Source organism: Runella rosea (assembly GCF_003325355.1).
Lineage (GTDB): Bacteria > Bacteroidota > Bacteroidia > Cytophagales > Spirosomataceae > Runella > Runella rosea.
In genome coordinates this window covers 2,337,395-2,356,835 of the sequence record NZ_CP030850.1, presented here as the reverse complement: position 1 = coordinate 2,356,835, position 19,441 = coordinate 2,337,395, and the positions used below count along the sequence as shown (strand labels likewise).

The following is a 19,441-nucleotide window of genomic DNA, read 5'->3' as shown; positions in this document are numbered from 1 at the left end:
TCGGGCGCATTAAATTTCTTTAACAGGTGTCCACAGGACAGCATTTTAGTGGGGAATAATGTAAGTTTGTGCTATGAAAGTCGGCTTATTTATTCCCTGCTACGTAGACCAGTTTTACCCGCAAGTGGGTATTGCTACGCTTCAATTATTAGAGAGGTTTGGATGTCAGGTTTCGTATCCTGCCAAACAAACGTGCTGCGGTCAGCCCATGGCCAATTCTGGCTATGAACACCTGACGCATGACTGTAATCGTTTGTTTGTCAACAACTTCTCGGAGTTTGACTATATCGTTTCCCCGTCGGGAAGCTGTGTGCTGCACATCAAAGACCACCTGCATGACGACAAACGCGAGGGCGAAGCAACGCACGTGCGGACGCATATTTATGAACTCACGGAGTTTTTGACTGATATCCTAAAGGTTGAAAATTTAACGGCCCATTTCCCGCACCGCGTAGGAGTACACCAGAGTTGCCACGGGCAGCGGGGGTTGCACGTAGCCCAGATGTCGGAGTTGGTGGCACCGCCATTTTCCAAACCCGAAAAACTATTGAACATGGTTACTGGTTTAGAGTTAGTAAAGCTCGACCGGGTGGATGAATGTTGCGGATTTGGCGGTACATTTTGCGTAGCCGAAGAAGCTGTTTCCGTACGGATGGGTATCGACCGCGTAGATGACCACGTCAAAAACGGCACCGAAGTTCTGACTGGAGGTGATATGTCGTGTTTGATGCACTTGGAGGGCGTTATTCGCCGTCGTCAATTGCCCATCAAAGTAATGCACATCGCTGAGATTCTAAATGCGAAATGATTTCTAGTGTGGTAATAGATTCTCAAATCTGCCACGAGATTGTCGTATCGGGTTGTGAGCAACCCTTAATACTTGAAAAAAATGAACCACGCTGACGCCGCCGAAAAGTTTAATAAGGATTTTGACCGTACTACTTGGCACGACGAGACGCTTTGGTGGGTGCGCCAAAAACGCGACCGCGCGGCTTTTGCCATCCCCGAATGGGAACAACTGCGCGAGACCGCCTCTCAAATCAAGCATAATGTATTGTCTAACTTAGACAATTATTTGATTGAATTTGAGAAAAATGCGCAGAAAAACGGCATTACTGTGCATTGGGCGGCCGATGCCCACGAGCATAACCAAATTATACTTTCGATTCTGAAAAGCCAAGGCGTAACGGAAATAGTGAAGAGCAAGTCGATGCTCACGGAAGAGTGTCACCTCAATCCGTACCTGACCGAAAACGGAGTGGAAGTGATTGATACTGACTTGGGCGAGCGTATTGTTCAGTTGGCCGACGAGCCACCGAGCCACATCGTGTTGCCCTGTATTCACTGGAAAAAAGAAGAAATTGGCGTTTTATTTCATAAACATTTAGGAACGCCCGAAGGCTGTGCAGACCCTGTTTTATTGACACACGCGGCACGCGCAAACCTCCGCGAAAAGTTTTTGACGCGTCGAGTAGCCATTACGGGCGTGAACTTTGCCGTAGCCGAAACGGGCGAGTTTGTGGTCTGTACCAATGAAGGTAATGCCGACATGGGGGCGCACCTCGCAGATGTACACATTGCGTGCATGGGCATCGAAAAAATCATTCCCAAACGCGAGCATTTGGGCGTTTTTCTGCGTCTACTGACGCGCTCGGCTACTGGGCAGCCGATTACTACTTATTCGAGTCATTTTGGTAAACCGCGTGAGGGTCAGCAAATGCACATTGTGTTGGTAGACAACGGCCGTACGGTGCAATTGGGACGCGAGCAGTTCCGCAATTCGCTCAAATGTATTCGTTGTGGGGCGTGTATGAATACCTGCCCCGTGTATCGTCGCAGTGGCGGGCACAGCTATCACAACGCAGTGGCGGGACCCATTGGGGCGATTTTAGCGCCCAATTTAGACATGACCAAAAATGCAGATTTGCCCTTTGCCAGTACCCTTTGCGGCAGTTGTTCGAATGTATGTCCCGTTAAAATTAACATCCATGAGCAGTTGTATGAATGGCGTCAGGAGTTGACGAAAAGCGGACATTCTCCCACTGCTAAAACGTTGAGCATGAAAGTGATGTCGGCAGTGTTATCCAATCCAACTGTGTATCATTTGTCGGGAAAAATCGGCCGATTTGCCATGGCTAATGCCCCATTTGTGGTGAATAATTCATTCAATCCTTGGTTCAAGCAACGCGAAATGCCTGAGCCACCCAAGGAATCGTTTGGCGAATGGTACAAGAAAAACAGGGGTGAGAAGTGAGGAAGTAGGGGCAAGCCTTGCGTTTGCCCAAGCAAGCCTTGCGTTTGCCCAAGCAAGCCTTGCGTTTGCCCAAACAAGCCTTGCGTTTGCCCAGCGAGTTAGAAAGAGCCAAACATTGACCTAAATTTATCGACTGCTTCAGTTGCATTTAGATGCTTCCAGCATGACAAAAATATATTAAAATGAGTCGTGAAAAAATACTGGCTGCTGTAGCCAAAAACAAACCAGATTTGACGCCGTTGCCCGAAATTCAAAATTTTGGCAATCCTTACGCGAATTTGGTAGAACAGTTTAAGGCCGTTCTGACCGCAATTGGCGGCGAGGTAGTTTATGTCAAAGATTGGGAAGAAATCAGGGCGTATATCCAAACGCATTTCGGTGGGCGTCGCATTGTGACCAACATTGACCCATTGGCAGATGTAGCGCAAGAAAGTTGGATAAAATCAGACCCACATTCTTTGGAAGATGTGGGATTGGCCATTTTGAAAGGCCAATTTGGCGTGGCCGAAAATGGCTCTATTTGGGTCACGGAGACCGAAATGGGGCAACGTGTAACGCCTTTTATTGCCGAGACGCTCGCCTTAGTGATTCAAAAATCAGAACTCGTACCCAAGATGCATGATGCTTACATCCGTATCGGAGGAGAGCGTTATGGGTTTGGGGCCTTCATTGCGGGCCCTTCCAAAACCGCAGATATTGAACAATCTTTGGTCTTGGGAGCGCATGGCCCGAAGTCTATGTTGGCGTTTTTGATGGAGTAAACAAAATCCTATAAAAAGTACTGGGGCGCAAAGAGATTATATTTCTTTGCGCCTTTTTATGTACAGTCGTTATTTCTATCTTAGTTTGTGCCTCATAAATCAAACTTTTGCTCCTTCTTAAAATGCGTTTTCTCAAAATCCTTCTCAAAATTCTCGGCGGTCTGGTCGCGCTGATTGCGGTTGTATTGGTGTGTATGTTGACTACCATCGACGATACGCCCTACCAAGAAATGCCCTATTATCAACAATGGAAGACCCAAATGAAGGAGCTGCCAGTTAGAAAGCAGTCGTTGGGCGTTAATCAACTGAAAGTCGGTTGGGCAAAAGTGAATTTTACGCCCAAATCACCCACGCCGACCGCCGGATATGGCGTAAGGCGGGGGGCTTTGTATACCTCCGTGCATGATTCTATTTATGTTCGGGCCGTGGTCATCGAAAATGGCGATACCAAAGCCGCAATCGTTGCCGCTGATTTATTGATTATTCCGCCCGCCGTTACCGAACAACTCAAAGAGAAACTCAAAGCAACAGGAATTCCGTTTGAGCAGGTTTATTTTGGCGCAACGCACTCGCACAACAGCATGGGTGGTTGGAGTGAAGGAATTGTCGGAAAGTTGTTTGGGGGAGAATTTAACGAAGCAAACGTGACGTGGATTGCCGATGCGATTGTAAAAGCAGTGCAATCAGCGCAAAAAGACCTCCAACCTGCAACAGTGGCGTACAATCAATTGGCTGATACCGCTCGTGTTAGAAATCGGGCGTTTGATGAAGGGACTATTGACCCGTTTGTGCGTACCATGCAGTTTGTAAGAAACGATGGCCAAAAAGCCTTGCTGTGCACCTACGCGGCCCATTCAACGATTATGAGTTCCGACAACATTGTGCTATCGCGCGATTACCCAGGGGTGTTGGTAGATTCGTTGGAAAAAGGAGAGGCCAATTTTGCCCTGTTTATGTCGGGGGCGGTGGGGAGTATGGGGCCTAAAATTGGGATAGAATCCGATTCTGATTTTGTCAAAGTGGGGACCGAAGCCGACAGTTTAGAAAGCGATGTTCAGAAGCAACTTACTCAAATCCAACCTTTCCCAAATCCAGTTTTTCAAATGGTAACGCTCCCATTGCCTCTTCGCCAGCCGGTTCCGAGAGTTACTACGGGTTTGAGCATGAGACCTTGGGTGTTTCATTGGGCCTTTGGCGATTATCCCAATTATGTCAAGGCGATGCGCATCGGTAATGTTTTGATGGTTGGTTTTCCCTGTGATTTTTCGGGAGAATTGGTGGCCGAAATGAGCGCCTATGCTGAAAAGAAAGGATTGCAGTTGATGGTTACGAGCTTCAATGGAGGGTATATTGGGTACATTACACCCGATAAATACTACGGAAGAGATACCTACGAAACCCTAACCATGAACTGGTTTGGGCCTTACAACGGTGCTTATTTTCAGGAAATTGTGCGGGACTTGATTGATAAGATGTCGTGATTTATCAGCCTTGGAAAGTTTTTAAAACTTTCCAAGGCTGATTTTTAATAAAATGTTTTTTCAAAGATTTATCCTACCGTTGTATAATATTGACGAAATTAATGACAAATGCCCACGATATACGATAACATAAAACAGCATTTACTAACTGGTCTTTCAGAAGTTTTAGAAGTTTCACATAAAGCTGATTTTTGTGTAGGTTACTTCAATTTACGAGGCTGGAAAAGAATTGCAAAATATGTAGAAGATTGGCAAGGAGAGGAAGAGAATCAATGCCGTTTACTCATAGGGATGCACAAGTCTCCCGAATTTGTAGTTCGTGATTATTTTAACAAGAGTGAGCAAAATGCCATTGATACTCAATCCGCTATTTTGTTAAAAAAGCGTTTAGCGAAGGAGTTTAAAGAACAACTGATGGTTGGTATTCCAACGGAAGAAGACGAAAATGGACTTAGAGTTTTGTCAAATCAACTAAAATCAAAAAAGTTAGTTGTCAAACTTTTCCTGCGGTACCCACTTCATGCTAAACTGTATTTGTTGTATAGATATGATAAAGTAAATCCTGTAAATAGCTTTCTGGGAAGTAGTAATCTTACCTTAGCAGGGTTAGCAAATCAGGGAGAGTTAAATGTAGATGTACAGGAAAAAGACGCTAATCAAAAATTGGTAACTTGGTTTGAGGAACGATGGAATGACAAGTTTTGTGTAGATATTTCTAAAGAACTTGCTGAAATCATTGATACTTCCTGGGCATCCGAAAACTATACCCCTTATCAGATTTATTTAAAAATCGCCTATCACCTTTCGAGAGAAGCACGCGCAGGGTTAGCAGAGAACACTTTGCCTTTAATCTTCCAGAAAGAACTGTTGGAGTTTCAGCAAAAAGCGGTTCAAATTGCAGCAAGGCATTTAAACAAACGGGGAGGCGTAATGATTGGTGATGTGGTTGGACTGGGGAAAACCATTACCGGGACCGCCTTAGCCAAAATGATGGAAGAGGAGCATCTATTGGAAACACTCATTATTTGCCCTAAAAACTTGGTTGAAATGTGGGAAGACTATACCCATAAATACCAACTTAGGGCAAAGATAGTGTCCATCACACAAGCTCAGAATGAACTTCCTAAGATGAGGCGGTACAGAATCGTAATGATTGATGAAAGCCATAACTTGCGAAATAGAGAGGGAAAACGCTACAAAGTCATTCAAGAATACATTCAAAGAAACGAATCAAAAGTGATTCTGCTTTCGGCTACCCCCTACAATAAAAGTTTGATTGATTTATCTAATCAATTACGACTATTTTTGCCCGAAGACAGAGATTTAGGCATAACTCCCGAAAATTTCATCAATAGTATAGGAGGAAGAAGTTACTTTATGGGGAAGTATCAAACTCCTATTGGAAGCCTGTCAGCTTTTGAAAAAAGCGATTTTATTGACGATTGGCGAGAATTGATGCGGCTTTATTTGATAAGACGGACCCGCAGTTTTATCAAAAAAAGCTACACTCAAAATGACCCGACCAATAATAGACAATATTTGACCTTTGCCGATGGACGCAGCTCTTATTTTCCTGACCGATATGCCAAGAAAGTAGAATACGATTTTGATGTCAATGACCCTAACGACCAGTATGCTCAATTGTATTCTGATGAGATAGTGAGTGTGATTGACAAGCTGTTTTTGCCTCGCTATGGGTTGGGTACTCAACAATACATTGAGCAGAATCCGATTCCTTTCCCTACTCCCGAAGAACTTATAGTACAATCCAACTTAGGTAGGGCAGGGTCGAGATTAAAGGGTTTTGCCAAAACCAATCTTTTCAAACGTCTCGAAAGCAGTGGCTATGCGTTCTTGCTCTCGGTAAGCCGTCATATTCTGCGAAATTATATCTTTCTGTATGCCATCGAAAACCAAAAACCTTTTCCGATTGGTAAACAGGATGTAGCGATGCTTGATGAGTATTTGGAGGAAAATGACATTGATAATGAAGAAATTACCTTGTTTGGTGATACCACTAACGAAGAAATAGACCTGATGCTTACTCATGAACAATACATGAACAAAGCAGCAAGCGTTTACGCTCTTTTTGAGAGTAAATATTACAATCGTTTCGATTGGATTGGCAGTCATCTTTTTTCAAAACACTTACAAAATGCGCTGAACAACGATTCTAACCAACTATTAGGCATTTTGGAAAAAGGGAAAGACTGGACACCTCAAAATGACCGACAGTTAAACTGCTTATACGAGTTATGTACTAAAAAACATAAAACTGAAAAAATTCTGATTTTTACGCAATTTGCAGATACGGCTATTTATTTACATAAAAGCTTGAAAAAGAAAGGTATAGTCAACATCGGTTGCGTAACAGGTGATACCGAGAACCCTACCGAATATGCTCACCGATTTAGTCCTGAAAGTAACCGAATCAAAAATGTAAAAAACGAGCTACGTGTTCTGATAACAACGGATGTACTATCGGAAGGACAAAACCTACAAGATGCTCATATTATCCTGAATTACGACCTTCCTTGGGCAATCATTCGATTGATTCAAAGGGCTGGACGAGTGGATAGAATAGGACAGAAATCAGATAAAATTTATTGTTATTCGTTTTTGCCCGAAGAGGGTATTGAACGTATCATTCGCCTCCGTACTCGCCTGCAAAGCCGATTGGAAGAAAGTGGTGAAGTGATTGGTTCAGATGAACAGTTTTTTACCAATCAGCGCATGAGGTCGGAATTGGAAACTCTTTATAATGAGGAATCAGGTATTTTGGACGAAGAAGACGATAGCGAAGTTGATTTAGCCTCGTATGCGTATCAGATTTGGAAAGATGCCACCGACCAAAACCCAACACTCCTCAAAACAATCCCTGATATGCCCGAAGTAGTGTATGCTACTAAGAATAATCCACAGAATGAAGGAATTGTAAGCCAACAAAATGGCGTGATTGTGTATGCCCGTACGCCCGAAGATAATGATATACTGACCTGGCTGAACGATAAAGGCGCCACTATTACGCAATCGCAACTTACCATTTTGAAAACCGTGGCTTGTGAGCCTAACGCCCCCCCCTTAGCCAAAATACCCGCCCATCACGAGTTGGTCGCGAAGGGGTTGGAGGTGATCAAGGAAATGGAAAAGAATATTGGCGGGCAGTTGGGCAGGCATACGGGCGTTCGTTACCGAATTTATCATTTCCTCAAACGATACTACGAACAGAACCGGGGCACTATCTTCGTTACCGAAGCCTTAGAGCGTGCCATTGATGAAATTTACCGTTATCCTCTGCGTGAAATTGCCAAAGAACGTATTAACCGTTTCTTTAAAAACCACGTCAAAGACGATGATATGGTTGCAATGATCACCTCACTAAGGGAAGAAAACAACCTGTGTCTCATTTCCGAAGACGATACCCAATCAAAAGACCCACAAATTATTTGTTCGATGGGACTACGACTATGACTAACATAAAGCAAACATATCGAAAACTGATTGACGACATCGGACTGACGCTACACCGAACTCGTGAAAATGCCATAAAAGCCGTCAATCAAGAATTAGTGATTGCTAATTGGGAAATTGGCAAACATATCGTTGAATTTGAACAAAACGGCAAAGAAAAAGCTGACTATGGTAGCTCGTTGCTATCAAACCTTTCAAAAGACCTAAAACTGGCGTATGGAAAGGGGTTTGGAAAAAGTAATATCTACCTATGCAGGCAATTTTACCTCAAATACCCAATTTTCCAGACACTGTCTGGAAAATTGAGTTGGAGTCATTACGCTGAACTTTTGACCATTTCAGATGACTTGGCCAGAACATTTTATGAAAAACAAGCCGAAAAAGAAAATTGGAGCTTTAGAGAAATGAAACGGCAGATAGATGCTGCCCTATTTGAAAGACTGGCGCTCAGTAAGGATAAAGAAAGTGTATTGGCATTGTCGGCAAAAGGGCAAAGCATAAAGGAGCCTAAAGATATTATTAAAGACCCTTATGTGTTTGAGTTTCTTGGACTTCCACAGGAAAAGATAGTAAAAGAAAGAGCCTTAGAAAGTAAACTCATTGATAACCTCCAAAAATTTTTGCTCGAACTTGGAAAGGGTTTTTCGTTTGTAGCCCGACAATATAAGATTACAGTAGACAACCAACACTTTTATGTTGATTTGGTGTTTTATCATCGAATCTTGAAATGCTTTGTTTTAATTGACTTAAAAACCCATAAAGTAAAGCACCAAGACATCGGCCAGATGAACCTTTACCTCAATTATTTTAAAGAGGAAGAAAATACGGAAAGCGACCATGAACCTATCGGAATTATAATTGCGGCAGATAAACACGAGTTTTTGGTTAAGTACGCAACAGGAGGGCTTTCAAATAAAATTTTTGTTTCAAAATACCAACTCTATTTACCCGACCAGAAGCAACTTGAAAACAAAATCAAGCAAATTCTTGAAAACGGGTAAAGTGCTGTAATCTCAAATTGTCGTGCCACTGGCACGACAATTACCATAAAAAGACCTAAACCTAATGGCAAAACTCAACATTGAAAATGCCCGCACCTTGCTCCAAGAATTTCGCTTTGGAGAGCTGTTCATCGAAGAACTCAACTGGTCGAATCCAAGTAATAAAGCTACTCAGGCAGAGGTACTTAAAGCTGTTAATTTTACCCGAAAGCCCATTGCCGAACTGGCAGGGGCAACGGTCTATGAAATTACGATGGCCGACGGGGCAATCCCCAACAGCAAAACCCGAGTAGAAATCGCCAATAAAATCCATGCCCTCAAAGCCGAAAACCTGCTCATTTTTATTGATAAAGACCGCAGTCAATCGGTATGGCATTGGGTCAAACTACAGGAAAAAGGCAACAAAGCGGCTAAAAAACTCCACCGTGACCATTTCTTTTTACGCGGGCAATCTGGTGATGGATTTATCCCTAAACTTACGGGACTGGTCACTGACCTCTCAGAGTTTGATGAAGATGGCAATATCTCCATTGCACGAGTGGCCGAAAAACTCAAGCAAGCCCTTGATGTAGAGCGGGTTACTAAAAAGTTCTTTAAAGAGTATGAACTCAAATTTGTGGAGTTCGTCAATCTCATTGAAGGCATTGACCACGAAGAAGACCGTCACTGGTACGCATCGGTTATTCTCAACCGCCTGATGTTCATCTACTTCCTACAGAAAAAAGGCTTTATTGACAATGGCAATCACAATTACCTGCAACAAAAACTAAAAGCCTCCATTGGGGGAGAGGAGACTTTCTATGGCATCTTCCTCCAAAAACTCTTTTTTGAAGGCTTTGCCAAACCCGAAGAATACCGTGATGCCGAAACCCGCAAACTCATCGGAAAAATCAAGTACCTCAACGGGGGCTTGTTCCTGAAACACAAAATCGAACAGAAATACAAGCATATCCAAATTCCTAATAAGGCTTTTGAAAACCTCTTTGGGCTCTTTGACTCCTACAGTTGGTCTCTGAACGATACCGTCGGGCAAAACGACAACGAAATCAATCCCGATGTGCTGGGCTATATTTTTGAGAAATACATCAACCAAAAAGAATTTGGGGCCTACTACACCCGCCCCGAAATCACGGAATACCTCTGCGAACAAACCGTCAACAAACTCATCCTCGACCAACTCAACGGCGGAGCACTTGCTGACGGTTTACCGACTGAATTGCGTAAAAAACTGCAAGCACCTGTGTACGAAAATCTTGCTGAACTCTACACCAAACTGGATGCCCCCATTATTCGTAAGCTCATTGATGAAAAAACGGGTATTTTGCCTAAACTCAGCTTGCTCGACCCCGCCTGCGGCTCAGGTGCGTTTTTGGTGGCGGCCATGAAAACCCTCATCAATGTGTATGCCGCGGTTATTGGCCGTATCAAGTTTTTGCACGATAAACCCCTCAGCGATTGGTTGCAAAAGATTGAAGCCGACCACCCGAGTTTAGAGTATTACATCAAAAAGCAAATCATTACCAACAACCTCTACGGCGTGGGACATCATGGAGGAAGCTACCGAAATAGCCAAACTTCGGCTGTTTTTGGCCTTGGTGGCTTCGGCCCACCACGTAGATGACCTCGAACCGCTGCCCAATATTGACTTCAACATCATGGCGGGCAACTCGCTCATGGGACTGATGCGCGTGGACAGCAGCCGTTTTGATACTCAAAAAACTCAAAGTAATATTGGGGCTTCGGGTAAAGTAATTCAACAAGCCGATTTGTTTCGCCCCGCAGTGGTGCAGTTTGACCTCTTTGGAGAAAACAAAGCCAAAGGCTATCAGCAACTGATCAACGAAAAAGAAGCCGCTCTGCGCGCGTACCGCAACGCCCAAAACCTCGACAGCGACGCCCTACAAACCCTCAAAGAAAGCATCCAAACCCAACGGGACGAAGCCTATAAAGTGCTGAATCAACTGCTTTTGGACGAGTTTAACACCCTCGGCATCCGCTACGAAGCAGTAACCTGGGACACCGCCAAAAACAAAGAAGGGAAACCCACCAAACGCCCCCTGACCCTTGCCGATATCGAAGCCCTCCAGCCTTTTCATTGGGGCTACGAATTCTCAGAAATATTTACAAAGAAAAATGGCTTCGATGCCGTCATTGCTAATCCGCCTTGGGAAGTGTTTAAGCCCAACTCAAAGGAGTTTTTCTTGAAATACTCGGATGTGGTCACGAAAAACAAAATGAATATCAAAGACTTTGAAAAAGAGCAAAGCAAACTTTTGGAAAATACTGAAACAAGAGCAGCTTGGTTCGACTACCAAAGTTCGTTTCCTCACGTAAGTGCTTATTTCAGAGCTTCTTCACAGTTTCGTAACCAAATTTCTATCGTCAATGGAAAAAAAGCAGGCTCAGATATTAACCTCTACAAACTCTTTACCGAGCAGAGTTACAATCTCCTGCGTGACCAAGGCTATTGCGGTATTGTCATCCCAAGTGGCATTTATACCGACTTGGGCACTAAACAACTCCGTCAATTGCTCTTTGAGCAGACCCAAATAACGGGCTTATTCTGTTTTGAAAACCGCAAAGAGATTTTCGAAAACGTACACCGCAGTTTTAAGTTCATAGTGTTGAGTTTTGAGAAAGGCGGCACTACCACCAGCTTTCCTGCGGCTTTTATGCGTCACAATGTGGAGGAATTGGCATTGTTTCCTAAGTACGGAGCTAATATGATTTCGGTGGATTTCATCAAACGCCAAAGCCCCGATAGCCTCAGTATCATGGAAATGAAAAACGAAATGGAGTTTCAGATTGTCGAGCAAATGTTGAAATTTCCGTTGTTGGGAGATAAAATGGCGAGGATTTGGAATGTGAAGTTGGGAAATGAGATTCATATGACAAACGATAGCCATTTGTTCCGAATCGAAAACAAAGGAGACTATTTGCCAGTATATGAAGGTAAAATGATTCATCAATTTGATAGTCAATTTTCACAGGGTAGATATTGGATAAATGAACAAGAAGGCAGGAAAGTACTATTAGGCAGGGAAGAAGATAAAGACCAAATTGTTGGTTATCAAACGTATAGATTAGCATTTAGAGATATTGCTCGAAACACAGATATTAGAACTTTAATTGCATCAATACTTCCCAAAAAAGCCGTTACAGGTAATACACTTGTAATTTCCAAAAACGAATTGTCTCCTAATGACTTGTTAGGTATTGTTACGTTCTTGAACAGTTTTGTTGTTGACTTTTTAACCCGACAAAAGGTAACAGCACACTGTAATATGTTCTACATCTACCAACTTCCCGTACCGCGTTTACGGGCGGGAGATAGGTTTTATGAGGAGATAGTAGAGCGAGCCGCCCGTCTCATCTGCACTACGGAGGAGTTTGCGGAGTTGTGGGAGGAGGTAATGCCCAATACGTGGTCGGCGCAAAGCGGCGCTACGGCTGCCGAGCAACGCAACCAACTGAGGGCTGAACTGGATGCAATGGTGGCGCATTGCTACGGGCTTACGGCGGCCGAGTTGGAGTACATCCTCAGTACCTTCCCGCTCGTGGCTGCCGAGCAAAAGGCATTGGTATTGGCGGAGTTTGAGCGGTTGGATGTCCTCCTAAAAGCGGAATCTCAAAACCATGCTGCCGCCCTACAACTCATCCAAGCGGGCGAAAGCCCCACCGTAGAGTTTAAAAGTACGCTTCGCATCGACCTCCGCACCCTCCGCACCGAGAAGTTCATAGAACATAGCGTACTGAAAACCATCGCTGCCTTTCTCAACTCCGAGGGCGGTACGCTGCTCATCGGTGTAGAAGACAATAAAAATATATTGGGGCTTCAACCTGATTTTGATTCGTTCTCAAAACCCGATAAGTTAGACGAGTTTCAAAAGCATTTCGATAACCTGTTGGGTAAGACCTTCGGCAACCACGTCCATCATTATCTTAATGTCAGTTTTCCGAGTGTTGAAGGCAAAACCCTCTGCATGGTTGAAATCAAAGAAAAATCAGCCGAGCCATTCTATATCACCGACGAAAACGGCAAAGAGACCTTTTACATCCGCCGCCTTGCTTCCACGATAGATTTAAGACTTAGCGAAGCGGCCAAGTACATACAGGAACATTGGAAGTAGAAAAACAGTAAATAATGGCATCAGTAACACACGTATCCGAAAAATACTCAGATTTTATCAGTCGTATCGAATCAGGCAGGGTAAGAATCCCACACTTCCAACGAAACTTTGTTTGGGAACTGAAAGCATCGGCCAAATTGGTCGACAGTATGCTCAAAGGGTATCCTATTGGAACATTTATTTTATGGCAGACGCAGGAAGAACTGAGATCGGTCAGGAGTATTGGTAATTTATCCTTCCCCGAGCAGCGCAATGGAGAGTCTGTGTACTATATTCTGGACGGCCAACAGCGCATCACGTCATTTTTTGCGGCCATTACGGGGGCAAAAATTGAAAGAGAAAGAGGAAAAGTAGATAATTTCTCTGAAATTTATATTAACTTAATGGCAGGCGAAGATGACGATATAGTCATTACCGAAACCAATGGACTACCTGAAAAAAGCTACATTCGAGTTACCGATTTAATCAATGGGAGTTTTGCTTTACTTGGTTCATTCCCGACCGAATATCATGAAAGTCTGTTAAAGTTTCAGAACAACATCAGAGGATGGAATTTTAATATTACCTATCTAAACGATGCCAAAATTGATGTGGCAACGGATGTGTTCACACGCTTGAACGTAGGCGGTAAAACCTTATCTCTTTTTGAGATTATGGTAGCAAAGACCTATAAAGCTCCAAAGGTATTTCAGGCAATAGAAAATGAAACTAACAATGAAAATAGTTTTGATTTACTGGACAGTTATCAAAAGCTAATTGAGGAGTTAAAACATTCTAAATACGATACAATATCACCATCAACCATCCTTCAAGTTGTATCTATATTATTGGTGGGGGGATGCACTCGCAAACAGATATTGGAACTGGAAAAAGAAGCCTTTATATCTATCTGGGAAAGTGCTGTAAAAGCCATAAAAGCAAGCGTAGATTATTTCCGAACCTTTGGCATACCCGTATCCGAATTATTGCCGTATAATGCTCTTGTTGTGCCTTTTAGCTATTGTTTCTATAAACATCCTGATGTACCGGTAGGCGAAATGCAAAGGCGATTGGAAGACTTCTTTTGGCGTTGTGCATTGGGCAGCAGGTATTCTTCGGGCGTTGAAAATAAGCTTGCCAATGATATACAAAAAATTGATAAAATTTTGGATAACAAACTACCGTACTATGAATGGAGTATTAATATTTCTCCCGAAGAACTAAAGAGAAATGGATGGTTTGGTACGAGTCGAAGCTTCATAAAAGGCATATTATGTTTATATGCTATGCAAAAGCCTAAATCATTCCATAACCATTTTGATGTTTTGATAGATAACAGTTGGCTGAAAAAATCTACGAGTAAAAATTATCATCATTTCTTTCCGATTGCTTTTATGAGGCGAGAATATCCTACAATGGATTACTGGAGATATAATCATATTCTGAATATCACGATTGTAGATGACTTCCTGAATAAGCGTATCATTAGAGATAAAGCACCTGCCAGATACATGAAAGAAATAGGCAATAATAACAATAGACTCGCAGAAACTCTGCTAACACACTTCATTAGTGATTTTCAGGATTTTGGTGTCGAACAAAATGACTATGAAATGTTTTTCAATGCACGTGCAATCATTGTAAGTTCAGAGTTGAAAAAAAGAATTGTAAGCGAAGTCGCTACTGGGGAAGAAGAACAACAGACAGAGGAAGAATATAACGAAGAAAACTAAAAATGACCACACAAAAAAGGTTTGATAGTATAAATTTTTGCCAATAAATAACTGATATTAAACTCTTTAAATAAATTTTTCCAGGAAATTGTGCGGGACTTGGTTGATAAGATGTCTGTATAAATTCAACGTTGGCGAGGATTTAAACGGCAGACCAGTCCGCCGGTGCGACCCAGTCCTCTCCAACGTTATTATCTACTTCTGTGGTCTTTTATATCGAATAGGTGCTTCTGGCTCTGGTTTGAGCGTTACGCCTTGCGTCTTCAACAATTCCAACGCTACCTGTACCGATTTTTCCAGTTGCGGGTCTTCTCCCTTGGCTACTTTGGCGGGGTCTTGGTGAACCTCCACATCGGGCGCAATGCCTTCTCCTTCTACCGACCATTTTCCGTCCACATCATAAAAACCACCGCGAGGCGCTACCATGCGACCACCGTCGATAAAGGGCGGGGTGTCCCATGTTCCGACCAACCCTCCCCAGGTACGGGTGCCTACCAACGGACCGACTTTGGCTTGGCGGAACAAGAACGGCATCAAATCACCCCCAGAGCCAGCGCGCTCATTGATAATCATTACTTTAGGGCCCCAAAGTCCTGCCATTGGCGTGGTGAATGGCTTATGGTCATTGGCGCGACTGTTGAAATATCCTTGTAATTTTCGGGCCAAAACATCCACAATATAGTCTGCTGCTGAACCGCCGCCGTTGTTACGCTCGTCAATCACTGCCCCCTTTTTATCCTGTTGGGCAAAATAATAACGGTTAAAATACTCGTAGCCACCATTGCCCGTATTGGGAATCCATACGTAGGCCAACTGGCCGTTGGAAAGTTCGGATACCTTGCGACGATTGCCTTCTACCCACGCGCGAGTGCGGAGCTGTGCTTCATTGGCAATGGGTACGACCGTAATCAATTTAGCAGTTTTTAAGTAGGTCGTAGCACCTACACGAATTTTGATTTGACGATTGGCCGTTCCTTCCAATAAACCATAAATATCCATCTCTGCCGTAAGGGGCACGCCGTTGATTTCCAACAGATAATCACCTTCTTTGACGTCGATGCCCGGGCCGGAGAGCGGAGCGCGTAATTCAGGGTTCCAGTTTTCGCCCGTAAAAATGGTTTTTAGGCGATACAATCCGTTTTCAATGCTAAAATCTGCGCCCAAAAGTCCCGCAGGATTGTTGTTGTCCAAGGTAGGAAAATCGCCACCTGAGGTATAGGAGTGCCCTACGGCAATTTCTCCGCCCAAAATATCGACTACGTAATTGAGATCGGTGCGGTGGCGAACGTGGTCAATCCAAGGGGAATACCATTGATACACATCGTTCCAAGGAGCGCCGTGGGTGTTGTTTACGTACAGGAAGTCCCGCTGATAGCGCCAGCCTTCGCGGAAGATTTGCTTATATTCGGCTTTAGGGTCAATCTGAATTTTCATGCCTGCCATGTTCAGCTTTCCATCGCCCGGTTTAGGGGGATTGGCGGTGGCTATAATGCCCCATGAACCTTCGCTGCGATACAGCAAATTCTTGCGGTCGTGCGCGGTAACGGCGTATTGAATGCCCTTCAAAAAATCTTCGTTTTTCTGGTCTTTGAGGGTATATTTATGGAGAATAAAGCCAGGCTGGTCGGGGATATTTTCGGTAAAAAACAGAGAACCTTCTGGGCCTTCAATGATCTGGTCATAATCTTTTACCGCAACTTTGGGCAATGCCAGAATGCGTTGGTCAAGGCCGTCCAAATCTATTTTTACCACAATTCCTTTTTTGGGCTCTGTTTTTTCGTCCTTTTTGGGCGCTTCTTTGCCTTTTTTATCCGTTTTCTTGGACTTGTCGTCGGTGGGAGGCTCTTCTTTCTTTTCGATTTTTTCTACGATTTCTTCGTCACTTTTGGGCAGAAAAGGAGAGGGGTCGCCTTTTGCCAAAACAATCATGTATACACCACGGGTAACGGGCATTTGGTATGAACTCATGTCGAGCCAGCCCGTGTTTAGCGCAAAATTAGTACTTGCTAAAAAATACAAATACTTTCCGCTGGCATCCCACACGGGCGAAATGGCGTCTGACATGCCGTCGGTCAATTGATGCGTTTGGCCCGTTTCAAGGTTATAGACTTTGATGGCTTTGTGCTGATTGTCCAAAATACGGGCGTAGGCAATCCATTTGCTATCTGGTGACCAAACGGGGTTCAGACTGCGATTTGGGTGCGCGAAACGCTCGGTATCAATCTTTTTGGGTTGGCCGCCGTCAATTTCAATAACCCATAAATTATAATCCGTGTCGGTATACGAAATGTATTTGCTGTCGGGCGACCACTGGGGTTTAAAGTAAAATGTGGGAGTGGGCAAGGCCACTGCGCGCGGTTTTTCGAGTCCTTCTTGATCCGAAATCATCAACTGATATTCACCGCTGGCATCCGAAAACCAAGCAATCTTCTGACCATTGGGCGACCACACGGGCGAGCGGTCGGCGGCGCCGGGGCTGTGGCTGATGTTGCGCCAATCGCCGTTTTCTTTGGGAACGGTAAAAATATCGCCTCGGTATTCAAACAAAGCCCGTTTGCCCGTGGGAGAAAGGGACGCATTCAACAGGGCCGACGGGCGCACATCTTGCCAACGCGGCAATGCCCACGTAAAATCTCCCTGTACGTTGATTATCAATTGTTTGGCTTGTCCAGTTTGCGGGTCGAGTAGGTGGAGGTAGCCTCCCTGTTCATACAGGATGCGGTCATTGGAAGCATCCAGACTTTTTACGTCAAAATCTTTGTGAAAGGTGACCTGCTTCAGCTCATTGGTTTTGGGGTTGAACGACCAAATATTGTTGGCATAATCGCGCTCAGAGAGAAAATAGACCATGTCTTTGTACCAAACGGGGTCGGTATGGCGCTCGCGGTCGGTTTGGGGAGTAGTTTTAAGCGTAAGGGTTTTTAAGTCCACAATCCAGATGGGTTGGGCCTGTCCGCCGCGATAATTACGCCATTCGGGGTCCCAAAAGCCGATGGTTTGGTAGGCCGCCATTTGGCCATCGGCTGAAATCTCTCCCGCGTGGGCTTGTGGAATGGGCAGTTCTTCCTGAAATCCGCCCTTGATGTTGACTTTGAAAAACTTAGCGATGGCGGTTGGATAGCCACTGCGCCCCGAACGAAAAACGACACTTTGCCCGTCGGGCGTCCAGCCCTGCACGGCGTCTTCTCCTGGATGCCACGTGAGGCGTTTGGGTTCGCCGCCACTGGCAGGAATAACGTACACATCGGTATTGCCCGCGTACTGAGCCGAAAAAGCAATTAGGCTGCCGTCGGGCGAAAAATGAGGGAGAGATTCGGTGCCTTCGTGGGTGGTGAGGCGTTGGGCATTGCCGCCGTCGCGGTCAACGAGCCAAAGGTCGTCGGCATACACAAAGACAATGGCGCGGTCGCTGACGGTCGGTTGGCGCAGCAGACGAGTGCCTTGCGCGGAGGTGTGGCTACCGTTGCCCCAAAAACCAGCTAACAACGCTAGAAAGGGTAGAAATCGCATGATGAAGGGTCATTTAGTTGTGCGGGAAATTACGCATATTTGTAATGCTCCCCAAATCTATTTCCCCATTGTACGCAGGCGATTTATCTCTACTTTCTTGTATTCTACCTTATCATTCTTCGATTTTAGAAAGTACGGAAATCAACAAAGACTGATTTACCTAAAGGCACCACTTCATGATGATAGACTTTGAGCAGTTGGTGCCCGGCTTGAAGGTATATTTTGTAGTGACTACCTTCAAATACAACGCGTTTTACCACACTTTCTACCCCATAAATGGTGGGCGAAAAGGAGAGCGTGAGTTTTTCGGGCCGAACGGCGATGCGGCCATCGGGGAGACGGGAATGGACATCGTTTTTTAAAAAATCAGCGCCCAACAGATTTATCTCTCCCGTCAGTTCGGCCACGTAGGCATCAGCGGGTGAATGATAAATAATTTCTGGCGTACCGAGCTGAATCAAATTTCCGTGTTGTAAAATGCCCATGCGCGTAGAGAGGCTGAGGGCATCGTTGGCATCGTGTGTGACAAAAATGCAGGCAATGCCCGTTTGTTCGGCCAACTCTCGAATGGTTTCGGTGAGGCGGCGGCGGTTGGGGAGATCCAAATGGGCAAAAGGCTCATCCAACAGCAATACTTTGGCTTCTTCGGCCAGAGCACGGGCAATGGCGGTGCGCTGTTTTTCGCCGCCAGAGAGTGATTTGGCGGGATGTTCGGCCACGGATTCCAGTTGACAAAGCTGGAGTAACTCGTCCACCCGTTCGTCGCGGTAGGTTTTTTCGTAGTACCGCAACGCGTAATTTATGTTCTCTCGGACCGTCAACGGTGCCGAAAGGTTATAATCTTGATGAACAATTTTGATGTCGGGATGGCCTGGAATGAGCTGGTCGCTGGCAAGGCGCAATTTTTGTCCCTGAAGCCAAACGTCTCCTGCGTCGGGGTCCAATAATCCCGCCGCAATGCGGAGTAAGGTACTTTTGCCAGAGCCGCTTTCGCCCAGTAAACCAAAGATTTCACCTTCAGAAAGCGTAAAGCTAACTTCTTTGACGACCCATTGTTGTTGGTATATTTTTGAAACGGAATTGAGTTTAAAAAAAGACATTGTTCGCAAAACTATCGGTTA

Annotated in this window: 11 protein-coding genes; 9 read left to right on the top strand and 2 right to left on the bottom strand. The window is 44.6% G+C overall.

Annotation, left to right across the window (positions count from 1 at the left end; translation table 11 throughout):
* The first annotated feature begins 73 nt into the window (after nucleotides 1-73).
* From DR864_RS10050 to DR864_RS10015, 9 genes are all read left to right on the top strand, one after another.
* The gene (locus DR864_RS10050) at nucleotides 74-808 is read left to right on the top strand and encodes a (Fe-S)-binding protein (protein ID WP_114066836.1); all 735 of its coding nucleotides are present in this window, start codon (nucleotides 74-76) and stop codon (nucleotides 806-808) included.
* A gap of 81 nt (nucleotides 809-889) precedes the next feature.
* A complete protein-coding gene (locus DR864_RS10045; protein ID WP_114070231.1) occupies nucleotides 890-2,254 on the top strand; it encodes a lactate utilization protein B in 1,365 nt (454 codons plus the stop codon).
* 182 nt (nucleotides 2,255-2,436) lie between these two features.
* Complete coding sequence (locus DR864_RS10040) at nucleotides 2,437-3,015, top strand: LutC/YkgG family protein (protein ID WP_114066835.1); 579 nt, start codon at nucleotides 2,437-2,439, stop codon at nucleotides 3,013-3,015.
* A 122-nt stretch (nucleotides 3,016-3,137) separates the two neighbouring features.
* Nucleotides 3,138-4,496, top strand: a complete 1,359-nt coding sequence (locus DR864_RS10035) for a neutral/alkaline non-lysosomal ceramidase N-terminal domain-containing protein (RefSeq protein WP_114066834.1) — start codon at nucleotides 3,138-3,140, stop codon at nucleotides 4,494-4,496.
* 108 nt (nucleotides 4,497-4,604) lie between these two features.
* A complete protein-coding gene (locus DR864_RS10030) occupies nucleotides 4,605-7,967 on the top strand; it encodes a DEAD/DEAH box helicase family protein (RefSeq protein WP_114066833.1) in 3,363 nt (1,120 codons plus the stop codon).
* Nucleotides 7,964-8,968, top strand: coding sequence for a PDDEXK nuclease domain-containing protein (locus tag DR864_RS10025; RefSeq protein WP_114066832.1), 1,005 nt, complete (start codon nucleotides 7,964-7,966; stop codon nucleotides 8,966-8,968). Before DR864_RS10030 ends, DR864_RS10025 begins: the two co-directional genes overlap by 4 nt.
* Before the next feature lie 64 nt (nucleotides 8,969-9,032).
* On the top strand, nucleotides 9,033-10,589 hold the full coding sequence (locus DR864_RS30070) for a DNA methyltransferase family protein (RefSeq protein ID WP_205319232.1): 1,557 nt from the start codon (nucleotides 9,033-9,035) through the stop codon (nucleotides 10,587-10,589).
* A complete protein-coding gene (locus DR864_RS30065) occupies nucleotides 10,516-13,098 on the top strand; it encodes an Eco57I restriction-modification methylase domain-containing protein (protein WP_205319230.1) in 2,583 nt (860 codons plus the stop codon). The genes DR864_RS30070 and DR864_RS30065 overlap by 74 nt, the downstream gene beginning before the upstream one ends.
* A gap of 14 nt (nucleotides 13,099-13,112) precedes the next feature.
* Nucleotides 13,113-14,810, top strand: coding sequence for a GmrSD restriction endonuclease domain-containing protein (locus tag DR864_RS10015; protein ID WP_114066831.1), 1,698 nt, complete (start codon nucleotides 13,113-13,115; stop codon nucleotides 14,808-14,810).
* 195 nt (nucleotides 14,811-15,005) lie between these two features.
* On the opposite strand, the gene DR864_RS10010 is transcribed toward DR864_RS10015, so the two are convergent.
* Entirely contained in the window at nucleotides 15,006-18,320 is a 3,315-nt protein-coding gene (locus DR864_RS10010) for a S41 family peptidase (protein ID WP_114066830.1), read from the bottom strand.
* 125 nt (nucleotides 18,321-18,445) lie between these two features.
* Nucleotides 18,446-19,420 carry an ABC transporter ATP-binding protein gene (locus tag DR864_RS10005; RefSeq protein WP_114066829.1) on the bottom strand — a complete coding sequence of 325 codons (975 nt, stop codon included), beginning with the start codon at nucleotides 19,418-19,420 and terminating at the stop codon, nucleotides 18,446-18,448.
* Between the last annotated feature and the right edge of the window lie 21 nt (nucleotides 19,421-19,441).

What these genes read in the sequence shown, in the direction of transcription:
- DR864_RS10030 (WP_114066833.1), top strand. Translation starts at nt 4,605, where the DNA reads ATGCCCACGATATACGATAACATAAAACAGCATTTACTAACTGGTCTT.
- DR864_RS10005 (WP_114066829.1), bottom strand. Translation starts at nt 19,420, where the DNA reads ATGTCTTTTTTTAAACTCAATTCCGTTTCAAAAATATACCAACAACAA.
- DR864_RS10015 (WP_114066831.1), top strand. Translation starts at nt 13,113, where the DNA reads ATGGCATCAGTAACACACGTATCCGAAAAATACTCAGATTTTATCAGT.
- DR864_RS10050 (WP_114066836.1), top strand. Translation starts at nt 74, where the DNA reads ATGAAAGTCGGCTTATTTATTCCCTGCTACGTAGACCAGTTTTACCCG.
- DR864_RS10045 (WP_114070231.1), top strand. Translation starts at nt 890, where the DNA reads ATGAACCACGCTGACGCCGCCGAAAAGTTTAATAAGGATTTTGACCGT.
- DR864_RS10040 (WP_114066835.1), top strand. Translation starts at nt 2,437, where the DNA reads ATGAGTCGTGAAAAAATACTGGCTGCTGTAGCCAAAAACAAACCAGAT.
- DR864_RS10010 (WP_114066830.1), bottom strand. Translation starts at nt 18,320, where the DNA reads ATGCGATTTCTACCCTTTCTAGCGTTGTTAGCTGGTTTTTGGGGCAAC.
- DR864_RS10025 (WP_114066832.1), top strand. Translation starts at nt 7,964, where the DNA reads ATGACTAACATAAAGCAAACATATCGAAAACTGATTGACGACATCGGA.
- DR864_RS30065 (WP_205319230.1), top strand. Translation starts at nt 10,516, where the DNA reads ATGGAGGAAGCTACCGAAATAGCCAAACTTCGGCTGTTTTTGGCCTTG.
- DR864_RS10035 (WP_114066834.1), top strand. Translation starts at nt 3,138, where the DNA reads ATGCGTTTTCTCAAAATCCTTCTCAAAATTCTCGGCGGTCTGGTCGCG.
- DR864_RS30070 (WP_205319232.1), top strand. Translation starts at nt 9,033, where the DNA reads ATGGCAAAACTCAACATTGAAAATGCCCGCACCTTGCTCCAAGAATTT.